We start from the raw sequence: 12,376 nt of genomic DNA on the forward strand, positions 1-12,376 counted from the left end.
ACTCAGCCGTATCGGTAAGGGCTATGATCTTATCTTTATGGTTATTGCCTGAACTCAGCAAAGGCCTGCCATAACATCTTTGAAACCGGCCCTAAACTGCTTTTCTGGTTGCGCAATAGTCTGACCTCGCCGCTGATGGCGTATTCCATATCCTCAGGTTGCAATGCCACCAGCGTGCCACTGGCAAGCTCGTCCCTGATCATATGTTCAGGTATAAATCCCCACCCCAGCCCCGCTAGTAACAGCTGTTTTAAGGTGTTGGCACTCTGGGTTTTCCAGGTTCGAACACCTTTAAGTAAAATCAAATTCTCAGAATCAAATTCGAATGCGCTTTTCTCGATCACCAGGTGAACTTGGGATCTCAGTTGCCCGGTATTATTGACGACGGCACCCCCAAATAGCTCAGGCGAAGCGGCCAGTAGAATGGTGAACTCACCGATAGGCAGGGTATCAAGATCCCCTGCTGCATAGAGCGTTGGCCACCAGGGACTGATCGCCAGGTCCGCCTGGTCTTTATGCAGCAGCTCTAAGGCACCAAAACGGGTTTTTTCCATAATCTGAAACTCAGTATCCGGGTAGAGGCTATGACACCGTTTTAATACGTCCAGCATCATTGAAGTTGGACAGGCGAGATCATAGGCAAAGCGTATCAGCGACTCGTTACCGTCTGCCAGATGCTGACCAAGTGAACTGAGCTGCTGTGCATTCAATAACAGTTCCTGAGCTTTGCTGTAAAATAATCGCCCTTCCTGCGTCAGACTCAGGCGGTAGCTGTCGCGGTTAAGTATCCTGAAACCATACTCCTCTTCCAGTTTCTTTATGGCCATCGAGAGCGCTGGCTGAGTTTTGTGCAGACTGTCAGCGGCTCGTTTAAGCGTGCCATACTCGACAATACGGCTGAGGGTGAGCAGTTGTTCTAATGTCATATAAATATAATTTAACTTGTTGGCAATATTATATGAATATAATTTAAACAGTTTTTGCCTTATCTTACACGTACTCAGTTTTTATCAGCTAAGTTTTATGCGTTAACACTCCCGGTCGCGAAGCGTTTATACACCAGCGCTTTTTCAGCTCTGGCGATATTCGTGATTCGGTTTCTCTCAGGTCGTTCTCGCCTGATATATCCAATTTTTGCAGAGGTTTACCATGCCTGTTTTTCCCCGGTTATTCCCGCTAGTGTGCCTGGCAGTGCTGCTTGGACTAGCAGGTTGCAGCGACAATAATGAAGCAGCTGTTGTGCCGGACGTCGTGCGCCCGGCTAAAATTTTTCAGGTGACGGATAATGCGCTGGCAACGATGCGCAACTTTCCCGCTGAAGTGGAGGCTAATGCCGATTCAAAACTGGCTTTCCGGGTGGGTGGTCAAGTGACTGAGTTTCCTATCAGGCCTGGTAACGAAGTGGAAAAAGGACAGCTACTGGCACGTCTGGACCCGACCGACTTTAAGTTAACCCTGGATGATCGTCAGGCGCGCTATGAGCTGGCGAAATCTCAGTTCGAGCGTTCACAGACAATGCTTGAACGTAAACTGATATCGGAATCCAGTTTTGATCAGGCTAAATCTGAACTACAGATCGCATTAGCATCGCTGAATGTGGCCAAAGCCGAGTTGGAGTATACCTACCTGCGCGCCCCTTTTTCCGGAAGTGTGGCAAAAGTGATGGTGGAGAAACACGAAAACATACAGGCTAAACAAACGATTCTGGTACTGCAGACCCGGGATCAGGTGGATGTCTCCATTCAGATGCCTGAAAACATAATCTCGCGGATCAAAAAAGATACTGGCTATCAGCCAACGGTGACCTTTGATTCACACCCGGATAAGGCGTTTCCGGTGACAGTCAAGGAGTGGGATACCCAGCCAGATTCATCCACCCTGACCTATAAGGTGGTATTTTCGTTGTCGACTCCCGGCTCATTTAATGTGCTCCCAGGCATGGGGGCGAATATTCGTATTGACCTCTCTAAAGTAACGGAGATGAACGATGCCACCCTAATGCTGCCGCTGGGCGCGGTGTTTGCCGCTGAAGATGCACCATTATCCGCAGCGATAAGTTATGTCTGGAAAGTTGACCCGCAGAGTATGAAAGTACATCGGGCCGAGGTGAAAGTTGGTGAAATAAAAGAGCAGGGTATCGAAATCCTTAGTGGTATTCAGCCCGGTGACCAGGTGGTCTCCGTGGGCGTACATGCCCTGATTGAAGGTCAGAAAATCCGTCCCTGGACGCGGGAAGGGGGGCTGTAATGAAACTGACTGAATATTCGGTTAAACGTCCGGTTACCAGCTGGATGTTTGTGCTGTTGCTGCTGATCGGCGGCGCTGCTTCATACAATGGGTTGGGTCGGCTGGAGGACCCGGAATTTACCATCAAGATGGCGATGGTTACCACTTCATATCCCGGCGCCTCGCCGAAGCAGGTAGAGGAAGAGGTCAGCTATCCGATTGAAAATGCGATTCAACAACTGGCCTATGTCGATTATGTGACGTCCATCTCTTCGGCGGGTATGTCACAGATTATTGTCACAATGAAGAGTACCTATCGCAAAGAGGATCTGCGGCAGATCTGGGATGAGCTGCGCCGCAAGGTTAATGATCTGTCGCAGTCATTTCCTCCGGGGGTGCAGAGTCCCAGAGTCATTGATGAGTTTGGCGATGTCTACGGCGTGCTGCTGGCGGTCAATGGTGACGGTTACTCTTACGAGGAGCTGAAGGATTATGTCGATCAGCTTCGCCGCGAGCTGGTGCTGGTTAAAGGTGTGGGTAAAGTCAGCGTAACCGGTGAGCAGCAAGAGGAGGTCGTGGTTGAGATCTCCCGCAATAAACTGGCTGCGCTGGGTATCCCTGCGTCCCGTATCTATCAGTTGCTGGAAACCCAGAATCAGGTTTCTGATTCGGGCAGTGTGAAGGTTGCCAGTGAGTATATTCGTCTGCATCCGTCCGGTGAGTTTAGTAGTGTAAAAGAGCTGGAGGGGCTGTTGATCTCAAACCCAAGTGCGTCTCAGTTGGTCTATCTGGGGGATGTCGCTACGGTTAGCCGCACCTATGCTGAAGTCCCGCAGAACATTATTAACTACAATAATCATCAGGCACTATTGCTGGGAATCTCGTTCAGTTCCGGTGTTAACGTGGTTGAAGTGGGGCAGTTGATTGATCAGCATATGGCTAAACTGGAGTATATCCGTCCGCTGGGAATGGAGGTTACCAGTGTCTATAACCAGCCTGCTGAAGTCGACAAATCGATGCAGAACTTTATGGTCAGTCTGGCAGAAGCGGTGGCTATCGTCATCGCAGTGCTACTGGTTTTTATGGGCCTGCGAAGCGGTATCCTGATCGGCATGGTGCTGTTGTTAACCGTGCTGGGTAGTTTTATCTTTATGAAGGTTTTCGCTATCGATCTGCAGCGCATCTCTCTGGGAGCGTTGATTATTGCCCTGGGTATGCTGGTCGATAATGCGATTGTGATTACGGAAGGCATTCTCATCGGCCTTAAAAAAGGCCAGACAAAACTTCAGGCAGCGATGGAGATCGCCAGCCAGACAAGTCTGCCATTACTCGGTGCAACGGTGATCGGGATTACCGCATTTGCCCCCATCGGGCTGTCTTCAGATGCCAGCGGTGAGTTTGCCGGTAGTCTGTTTTGGGTGTTACTTATCTCTCTGCTACTAAGTTGGGTGACCGCTATTACGCTGGTGCCCTTTTTTGCTGACCTGATGTTTACCGAAGGGAGTGGGTCCGGCTCCGATGATGAAGCGGATGCTGAACTTTATAAAGGCGCAATATTTACAGGTTATAAGGCGCTGCTAAATCTCTGTATGCGCTTTCGCATCCTCACCGTGATGCTGATGGTCACACTTTTAGTTGCTGCGGTGGTTGGTTTCGGTCAGGTTAAACAGTCTTTTTTTCCCGCGTCTAATACGCCGATGTTCTATCTGGATTACTGGCGCTTTCAGGGCTCAGATATTCGTGAAACACAGCATGACATTGAAACGATCCAAGCCTACCTGCTGCAGCAGGAACTGGTTGAGCAGGTGACCACCACCACCGGTCGGGGGGCTCCGCGTTTTATGCTCACCTATGCTCCGGAAAAATCCTATCCGGCGTATGGACAGTTGATTGTCCGGGTTAAAAATCGGGACTCTTTGCCCGCGGTGATGGCCAGCCTGCGGGACTACATGAGCAATAACTATCCTCAGGCTGAGTTTAAACTGAAACGGATGGAGATTGGGCCATCAACCGATGCCAAAATCGAGGCGCGTTTCTCTGGCCCTGAGCCCGACGTACTTCGTCATCTGGCGAACCAGGCTGAAGCGGTGTTACATGCGGATGCGGGTGCTTTCAATATCCGTAATGACTGGCGTCAGCGGACTAAAGTTATCCGGCCGCAGTTTAATGAAGCGATGGGCCGCCGGGTGGGTATCAGTAAACAGGATCTTGATGAGCTGTTGCTGACAACCTTTACCGGAGAGCGGGTTGGCCTGTATCGTGAGGGAACCCAGCTGCTGCCCATTATTGCCCGCGCGCCCATGGCCGAACGGCTGACCATTGATAGCCTGCCGGAACTGCAGATCTATAGCACAACGGCTGGCGCCTATATCCCTATCACGCAGGTCACACATGGCTTTGATACCGATTGGGAGGATTCGCTGATTATCCGTCGTGACCGTAAACGGACGATTACGGTGATGGCTGATCCTGATGTGCTGGGGGATGAGACTGCCGCGACACTGTTGAGTCGGGTGCAACCGGCTATTGAGGCGATCTCTTTGCCACCAGGTTATACACTGGAGTGGGGCGGTGAGTATGAATCTTCCGCTGATGCCCAGGCGGCCCTGTTTGGTGGCTTACCGCTGGGATACCTGGGAATGTTCATAATCACGGTATTACTGTTTAACTCGGTGCGCGCGCCATTGGTGATCTGGGCGACCGTTCCCCTGGGGATAATTGGTGTATCGTTTGGTTTATTGCTTATGGGAGCGCCTTTTAGTTTTATGGCGCTGCTGGGGCTGTTAAGTCTGTCCGGGATGCTAATCAAAAACGGTATTGTGCTGGTGGACCAGATAAATCTTGAGTTGTCGCAAGGCAAAGATCCCTATCTGGCGGTGTTTCATTCTGCGATAAGTCGGGTGCGGCCGGTATCCATGGCGGCTATTACAACTATTCTGGGGATGATTCCATTGCTGTTCGATGTCTTTTTTGAGTCGATGGCGGTCACCATTATGTTTGGTTTGGGCTTTGCCACGATACTGACGTTGATCGTATTACCGGTGCTCTATACCCTGATCTATGGGATTCGTTATCAACCGCAGGCAACACCGCAGGCTAAATAATGCGTTGGCTGTGACGGTTGGACATAAGCGCTGATACACGCGCTTATGTTCAGCTATTCAGAGGGGCTTATTCAGACGAGCTTATTCAGACGAGCTTATTATGAAGAGCTTAGTCAGCACAGCTATACCGAACGGCTATTTATCGGAAATATCGTCCAGGAAGAGCGAAAACAGCTCTGATTTGGAGTTGATCTCCAGCTTGCTGTAGAGGTTCTTGCAGTGAACTTTAGCGGTGCCGTGGGCGATGCCCAGCAGCTCGGCAATGGCGATTAAGGAGTAACCCCGGATAATCAGTATCGCTATCTCGCTTTCTCTTTCGGTTAACAGGCCGCCGCCGAAGTTTCTGAACACACTGGATATCTGCTCGTGGATGATAGCGCTGGCTTGCTGCGAGGTTACCTGAGTGCTCTCAACGTTCTGCCAGTGCTTTCTGTAGGCGGAGATAACCAGCGGTGATATCGCATGTAGTTGCTGTCGTGTGGCGGTGGTCGCCGGGGTTTCGATAACGGTGAGCGAAATCTGTATCTGTGATTCTTTGTCCAGATTTATGATGAAAGCCGCTTCATCATAACCCCGGTTGCAGTAATGCTCGGTGTAGTATGTACTTTCGAAAAAGTCATCCGGGGCGATCTCTTTGATAAAGTGTAAACCGGTTGGCAGGCCCGCTTTAAAGGCGTTATAGAACGGGTCGATCATATAGAAACCGTTCAGGTATTCATCCATTATTTTGTCAGTTAACAGGGTTGATTCAGGGGCTAGCAGAATCGTAGGACGGCTGTTTTTGTGAAAGTGAATGACGAATACTGATTCACAAGGAGTTGCAGAGTTGATCAGACTGAGCAGGGCATGAGTAAACTCGTCTGTACCACTCGTATCGATCAGATTAGAGGCAAGCAGATATGCATTTTCTAAAGAATCTTCCACTCATACTTCCTTTGGGATTCTGACCTGACGGTGCTTAATAGATAGTGCTCAATAGTATATCTATTGGTGAGTTGTTGTCGAATGGGAATTCTGGCGGGCTGGGAAGGGCGCGAAACAGATCAGCAAGCCTGTTGCAGACTTGCTGATGCAGCTATCAACGGGTCAGAGTGATACGTCCCGGTGTACCTCTTTACCGCCTAACAGGGTTAACAACACTTTAGTGTTTTCTATCGCGTAGGGGGAGATGGTATAGAGATTCTGATTGAGGATAATCAGGTCAGCAAATTTACCGACTGTTAAACTACCGGTGGTTTTTTCTCGCCAGGCTGTCCGTGCCGCATTGATGGTATAGCCTTTGAGTGCAGTGTCGATATCGATCCGGTATTGCGGGTTGTGCGCCGGTGAGTTTTGATTGGCTCCGGAAACCTGCCGGGTCAGTGCTGTCTGCATGATAGCAAAGGGATCAAAGGTACTCACACCCCAGTCACTGCTGAGTGCACAAACCATTCCCTGACGTACCAGCTCACCAATGGGGAAAATCTGACTGCAGCGCTCTTCACCCAGCATCTCCAGGGCGATCTTATCGTTATCCGGGTCTGGTTGTGCCCACAGTGGCTGCACATTGCCGTAAACCCCCAGTTGTTTGAAACGGGGAAAGTCTGAGGCGGTGACCAGCTGTATATGTGCCAGCTGGTGGCGGCTATCCCATGAACCATTCATCTGTTGGGCGTACTCAATACCATTCAATGCTGCGTTAACCGCGCCATCACCGATGGTGTGAACATGCAGCTGGAACTTCTCTTTATCAAAGGCGGCAAAGAACTCATTAATCTGCGGCTGATCAAACATCAGCGCAGCGGTTGAGCCGGTATCACTGCGGGGTTCAAGCAAGGTAGCCGTACCGCTTTCCAGTACGCCGTCCAGGAAGAACTTCGCTGAGTGGAGTTTAACCATCTCATCAGCATAGGTTTCCCGCAGCGAGATAACCTCGCGCAGCTGTTCATCCAGCGGCAGGTGAGCAAATATTTTTGAGGTGGCCGCAACCCGTAACGAGAGCTGGCCACGCTGACGCAGCGTTTGGTAGTTTTCCATCGTTTTACGCGGGGCAACAGCATCCAGAATGCCGGTAATGCCGTGCTGGTTGAATACTTTGCAGTAGTGTTGCATCGCCTCGAAATACTCCTCGTCACTGAACGATGGGGAGAACCGGTTCATCGCCCAGATGGCATCTTCGTAGACATAGCCTTTAGGTGAGCCATCCGGGCAACGGGCATAACTACCGCTGGCAGGCTCCGGGGTCACTGCGGTGACACCGGCACGGCGGAACGCTTCGCTGTTCGCCCAGCCACTGTGATAATCAAACGAGAAAATCAGCGCAGGACGTCCACCGGTCACCGCATCCAGTCGCTCTTTAGTGAGACTATTTTCGTTAAATATAGCCGGGTTAAAACCGATCCCTTTAATCCACTCTTTGTGCGGATTTTCCCTGCAAAACCGCTCAAGCTCATTGAGCAGGTCGTCCATTGTTTTCATCGCATGCAGCGAGACGTAGTGAAAAAAGTCGGCACTGGTGGCCTGAAAGTGTAAGTGTGTATCCTGAAAACCAGGCAGCACCAACTGGCCCTGAGCATCAATTATCTGAGTGTTATCATCGGCTAGCGCCCGAATATCAGCACTGCTGCCGACTGCGATGATTTTATCGCCATAGATTGCCAGCGCTTCGGCTTTCTCATTTATATCATCCATTGTATGGATGTTACCGTTGATGATTATCTTGTCTGCTATGTATGACATTAAATATATCCATTTTTATAGATGTGGACAAAAGGTATAGCTGTGGCTGTCAGAAAGTTAACCTCTGACTATTTATTATGTTTGCAATTATTATTTGAAAATATCTCTCATACATCTGTCACATTAACCCATTTAAATTCGGCAGGAATACCACGTTAGGTATAGAAGGATGGCGGGTAGTTATAAATATTTTCACGACTTAGAAGTCACTATTTTTACAACTAATGAAATAGGGGTATACCGGCTTAAAAGAATCTCTGAAATGATGATTGCATACTAAAAAAGAAAACGTGAGGGTGACATGAAACATTTTAAATCTATTGCAGCTATCGGTTTGAGTCTTTTGTCGGTGTCGGGTCTGGCCCGGGCAGAGCTGGGTGCCAATGTGTCAGTATTGAGTGAATGGCGTAACCGCGGCGTCTCTATGACCAATGAATCGCTCGCCATTCAGGGGGGCATTGACTGGTACAATCAGAGTGGCCTGTTTGCCAGCGTCTGGGCCAGTAATGTTGACTTCTTCGCGAATTCAACTCCCAAGTGCAACACTCGCCTATGCAACCTGACAGAGTTCCTCAAAGACCTTCTGTGGTTGCCTAAAACCGAGACATTTTCTCGGCCTTAAGTTTATTCGGGTTTGTACCTGTTTTACTCGCTCATCACTCACGTGCCGTAAATCGGTTCCTTTCGGAATATATTGGCGTAGCAAACCGTTGAAGTTTTCATTCAAGCCACGCTCCCAGGATGAATACGGATGAGCGAAGTACATATCCGCTTTAAGGCTGTCCGCTATCTTCTCGTGATCAGCGAATTCGCCACCGTTATCAAAGGTGATGGTACGAACATTTTCCTTGTACGGTGTCAGCATCTTGATAATCGCTTGGGTAACAACGTCAGCATGCTTGCTGGCGACACGTTGAACAAGGTAAAGACGACTTTTTCGTTCGGCAAGCGTCACCAGTACCCCCGTGCCTTGTTTACCTAACACGGTATCCGCTTCCCAATCGCCTACGCGCGCTCGTGTATCCACAACAGACGGCCTCGCATCAATAGATACTCGATTAGGAATCGGTGATCGCTTACCGTTCTTACCTCTTCTATATCGCTTATGACCTTGTCGTAAATGCCTGAATAACTGTCCGCCAGAGGCTTTGTCTGCCGCCACATGCTGGTAAATCCATTCATGGCTGACCCGATATCCAATCATCTTACCGACTGCGCTGATCTGTTCAGGACTCCATTCAAGGCTGAGTGCCCACTTAACATATATCACGACATCAGGTGGCACTCTGTACTTGGACGATTGTCGACGCCTATTCTGAGTTAATGTTTCCGCCACGTTCGGCTGATAGCACTGATCGGAGCTGTTACGCTTGATCTCTCTCCCGACCGTAGAACGATGTACGTCGATGCAACGGGCGATGTCTGCTGCGCTAAACCCCTGCGAAATAAGTAACGAAATCTGGTATCGTTTACCTTCGGTCAACTGCTGATAACTCATAGTGATACTTTTTGACTTTGGCGAGAAGAAGCGTACCACTGTCAGCAGTTGGCTTCCTATCGCTGTTCAACCATGAGTGTTGCACTTATTATCTGAAATCGCGCTTTCCTACCGGACACCCTGTAGATGATGGTGCAACAGTTGAACTTGATCTGCTGGCGGGTTATGCCGGTGCGATCAATGACGACATCACCTATGACGCCATCCTCTTCTACTATCAGTATCCGGGTGATGAGGTTGACCAGGATTTTGCTGAGTTGAAGCTGGGGCTTAATTACAATGGTTTTCGCTTAGGTTATGAGCATGCCCCTGACTACATTAACTCAGGTAAGGCGTATCAGTATCTCTACCTGAACTATCAGACAGAGATTGCTGAGAGTGTCGGGCTGGAGCTGCATGTGGGTTCCTCTTTCGGTGAAGTGTTTGATGACCCGACCACGCTGATGCTGGATAAATACAGGGATTATTCGGTGGGTGTAACCAAGAGCTTCAATGGTGTTGATCTGAAGCTGGCCTATGTGAACACGGATATCTCCAGTACCTATGCGGTTGATAATGGTCACATGGCGAATCAGGATGCCGTGGTGTTCTCCGTCTCTAAATCATTCTAATACGATAGTTTTATCAGGGCTGTTGTATAATCCCCTTCTACAATAGCCACTGATGACTTTCTGAGTTTTAACAACTCTAAAAGATAAATATATATTATAAGTTTCAGAGGACGTTATGCGAATAAATAAAAAGATTCTCTCGCTATGCCTGCTGACCGCTTCATGTTCAGTCAGTGCAGCTCAGGTTAATGTTTATAACTGGTTTGGTTATATACCGGATGATTCTCTGCAGGTTTTCAGAGATACGTCGAAAACTGAACTAAGTTATGATGTTTATGAAAGTAATGAAATACTTGAAACTAAACTGCTGTCTGGCGGTTCCCGATATGACCTTGTAGTACCTTCGGCAAACTTTATGGAGCGCCAGGTAAAAACCGGTATTTATCAGAAAATTGATCGATCAAAAATACCCAACTATAACAAGATTGATCCGGTTATTTTAAAGAAAGTCGAAGCCTACGATCCGGGTAATCAATACAGCGTTCCCTATGCCTGGGGCAGTATCGGTGTGGGTTATAACGTGAAAATGATTAAAGAGCGTTTAGGCGAAATCCCTGAGAACACCTTTGATATGGTATTCGACCCGGAAGTGTCAGCCAAACTGAAAGATTGTGGTATCGCGCTGATCGATTCGCCGGCTGAAGCGATGTCGATGGCGTTGCATTATCTGGGGCTGGATCCTAACTCTGAAGACAAAGGTGACCTGAAAAAAGCCGAAGAGATGCTCCGGGCTGTCAGAGGGAACTATAAATATTTCCACAATGGTTCCTACCGCGACGATCTGGCCAATGGCGATATCTGTGTGGCTCTGGGTTACAACGGTATCATCCTGGCGGGTAATGCGATCGCCAAGTCAATCGATCCTGACCGTGAGATCGCTTACTCGATCCCTAACATTGGTTCACTGATCTGGTTTGATGTGATGGCGATTCCGGCTGATGCACCTAACCCTGGTGGGGCCCATGAGTTCATCAACTTTATCCTGGAACCTGAGATCGGCTCATCTATCTCTAATATGGTGAAGTATGCGGTGCCAAACCTCGGTGCGAATGAGTATGTCGAACCGGAGATCTTTAATGATCCGGGTATCTACCCATCAGATGCGGTGAAAGAAACCCTGTTTGCCCTGCAAGCGCATAGTCAGAAGTATGACCGTATCCTCAACCGGGCCTGGACCAATATCAAGACCAACCGGTAATTAAAGCGGCCCTTGTTATGCTTCTGGTGTTGAGGGCCTGATCTTCTCCTTCTTTGTTATTAAGTTTTATTGCGGCAACATTTTACCAGTGACCTGTTCACTGGTTTTTTTTGTCTTGCGCTTATTCAGTCAGTTCATAGTCTATCGGTTTTCTCCGGAGATCAGTCAGGGATTGTCGGGTGATCAGAAGGGCGGTTGTTCCTGTTTCTGCTGTAATAAGAGGGGCTTGCGTTGGCGTTGACCGGGGGGATCTGCGTTTAGTTTATTTTGTATATAGTGATGAGCACGGCATCCGCTCTTCCGGGGTCACTGATCGTTCCGAAAAAAATATAATCATTCAGCCATGAAAACTTTCCCGGTTGCGTATGAAACACGGGTGTTGTTCTCGCGTAGACCTGTTCTGGTAACGGGTCTTCTCCGTTGGCCATACGTTTTTTACCCTCGGCGGAGGGACGCCAGATCCCTTTGTTATCAACGATTATGATCTGTCCACAGTCGGTTTGAATCCTGTAGAGAGCACTGACGAGCTGTGTCTTATCATCCCGCTCGATTGCGAAATCAGCCCCGCCAGGGATAATCTTGCCTTGCATGCCTTTCCCAACGAAAGTACCGCCAACGATGGGATAGTTGATGCGGTTGCCATCGACGCCTTTACCCATCTGCTCTGTTGGTCCGAGCTCTACCAGTAGTTCCATCACTTTGGTTGAGCTGAATTCATTGACGCAGCACTCCGCCGGGTGGGAATTTTCTGAGGTCATACTTGTGTCCTGAAAGGTGCTTAAAGACCTGGCGATCTTTAGCGTTTTAGATGAGATTAATATGGTCTGACGCTATCTTTTCAAATGAGAGTGCTTTGTGGAATACCACGAAGTCCTTAGGCTCTATTCGCTAGCGCGTAGTAAGTAAGCGGTCAGTTAACAGCATCTTGCAATGTCACATTCCAGGGTAGCAGTGCCTCGATGTGATCGATGTTTTTCGCTTTAGGCAGTTGCCCAAAGATATGGCGTAGGTATTGGTAAGG

At 48.9% G+C, this 12,376-nt stretch carries 11 protein-coding genes; 5 read left to right on the top strand and 6 right to left on the bottom strand.

The genetic code is table 11. The features are described from left to right. Window positions 1-41: 41 nt before the first annotated feature. Window positions 42-926 carry a LysR family transcriptional regulator gene (locus Q0499_RS18670; RefSeq protein WP_299202685.1) on the bottom strand — a complete coding sequence of 295 codons (885 nt, stop codon included), beginning with the start codon at window positions 924-926 and terminating at the stop codon, window positions 42-44. A gap of 223 nt (window positions 927-1,149) precedes the next feature. Between Q0499_RS18670 and Q0499_RS18675 the strand changes: the two genes are divergently transcribed. Together Q0499_RS18675 and Q0499_RS18680 are read left to right on the top strand one after the other, a co-directional pair. After that, complete coding sequence (locus tag Q0499_RS18675) at window positions 1,150-2,247, top strand: efflux RND transporter periplasmic adaptor subunit (RefSeq protein WP_299202687.1); 1,098 nt, start codon at window positions 1,150-1,152, stop codon at window positions 2,245-2,247. Further along, window positions 2,247-5,330, top strand: coding sequence for an efflux RND transporter permease subunit (locus Q0499_RS18680; RefSeq protein WP_299202690.1), 3,084 nt, complete (start codon window positions 2,247-2,249; stop codon window positions 5,328-5,330). Before Q0499_RS18675 ends, Q0499_RS18680 begins: the two co-directional genes overlap by 1 nt. Before the next feature lie 135 nt (window positions 5,331-5,465). Here the strand turns inward: Q0499_RS18680 and Q0499_RS18685 are convergent, their stop codons facing one another. Beyond that, window positions 5,466-6,254 (bottom strand): LuxR family transcriptional regulator, encoded by a 789-nt coding sequence (locus Q0499_RS18685; RefSeq protein WP_299202693.1) that lies wholly within the window; start codon window positions 6,252-6,254, stop codon window positions 5,466-5,468. Between the two features lie 162 nt (window positions 6,255-6,416). After that, window positions 6,417-8,048, bottom strand: a complete 1,632-nt coding sequence (locus tag Q0499_RS18690; protein ID WP_299202696.1) for an amidohydrolase — start codon at window positions 8,046-8,048, stop codon at window positions 6,417-6,419. A gap of 301 nt (window positions 8,049-8,349) precedes the next feature. On the opposite strand from Q0499_RS18690, the gene Q0499_RS18695 reads away from it, so the two are divergent. Further along, a complete protein-coding gene (locus tag Q0499_RS18695) occupies window positions 8,350-8,670 on the top strand; it encodes a TorF family putative porin (protein WP_299202698.1) in 321 nt (106 codons plus the stop codon). Here the strand turns inward: Q0499_RS18695 and Q0499_RS18700 are convergent. Then, window positions 8,599-9,546, bottom strand: a complete 948-nt coding sequence (locus Q0499_RS18700) for an IS30 family transposase (RefSeq protein ID WP_299202700.1) — start codon at window positions 9,544-9,546, stop codon at window positions 8,599-8,601. The genes Q0499_RS18695 and Q0499_RS18700 overlap by 72 nt on opposite strands. 17 nt (window positions 9,547-9,563) lie before the next feature. Between Q0499_RS18700 and Q0499_RS18705 the strand changes: the two genes are divergently transcribed. Both Q0499_RS18705 and Q0499_RS18710 read left to right on the top strand, forming a co-directional pair. Beyond that, window positions 9,564-10,157 carry a TorF family putative porin gene (locus Q0499_RS18705; protein WP_299202702.1) on the top strand — a complete coding sequence of 198 codons (594 nt, stop codon included), beginning with the start codon at window positions 9,564-9,566 and terminating at the stop codon, window positions 10,155-10,157. A gap of 115 nt (window positions 10,158-10,272) precedes the next feature. Further along, complete coding sequence (locus Q0499_RS18710; RefSeq protein WP_299202705.1) at window positions 10,273-11,355, top strand: polyamine ABC transporter substrate-binding protein; 1,083 nt, start codon at window positions 10,273-10,275, stop codon at window positions 11,353-11,355. Window positions 11,356-11,612: 257 nt separating this feature from the next. Here the strand turns inward: Q0499_RS18710 and Q0499_RS18715 are convergent, their stop codons facing one another. Further along, the gene (locus Q0499_RS18715; RefSeq protein ID WP_299202708.1) at window positions 11,613-12,113 is read right to left on the bottom strand and encodes a DUF3237 domain-containing protein; all 501 of its coding nucleotides are present in this window, start codon (window positions 12,111-12,113) and stop codon (window positions 11,613-11,615) included. Window positions 12,114-12,265: 152 nt separating this feature from the next. Continuing rightward, window positions 12,266-12,376 (bottom strand): transposase domain-containing protein (locus Q0499_RS23705; RefSeq protein WP_363317836.1); only part of this gene is annotated, 111 nt, incomplete at its 5' end.

Origin of the sequence: uncultured Amphritea sp. (assembly GCF_937127095.1) — a bacterium.
Classification (GTDB): Bacteria; Pseudomonadota; Gammaproteobacteria; order Pseudomonadales; family Balneatricaceae; genus Amphritea.

Bases quoted from the DNA above. Each gene is read 5' to 3' on its own strand.
- Q0499_RS18715 (WP_299202708.1), bottom strand. From the start codon at position 12,113: ATGACCTCAGAAAATTCCCACCCGGCGGAGTGCTGCGTCAATGAATTC.
- Q0499_RS18675 (WP_299202687.1), top strand. From the start codon at position 1,150: ATGCCTGTTTTTCCCCGGTTATTCCCGCTAGTGTGCCTGGCAGTGCTG.
- Q0499_RS18690 (WP_299202696.1), bottom strand. From the start codon at position 8,048: ATGTCATACATAGCAGACAAGATAATCATCAACGGTAACATCCATACA.
- Q0499_RS18695 (WP_299202698.1), top strand. From the start codon at position 8,350: ATGAAACATTTTAAATCTATTGCAGCTATCGGTTTGAGTCTTTTGTCG.
- Q0499_RS18710 (WP_299202705.1), top strand. From the start codon at position 10,273: ATGCGAATAAATAAAAAGATTCTCTCGCTATGCCTGCTGACCGCTTCA.
- Q0499_RS18700 (WP_299202700.1), bottom strand. From the start codon at position 9,546: ATGAGTTATCAGCAGTTGACCGAAGGTAAACGATACCAGATTTCGTTA.
- Q0499_RS18680 (WP_299202690.1), top strand. From the start codon at position 2,247: ATGAAACTGACTGAATATTCGGTTAAACGTCCGGTTACCAGCTGGATG.
- Q0499_RS18670 (WP_299202685.1), bottom strand. From the start codon at position 926: ATGACATTAGAACAACTGCTCACCCTCAGCCGTATTGTCGAGTATGGC.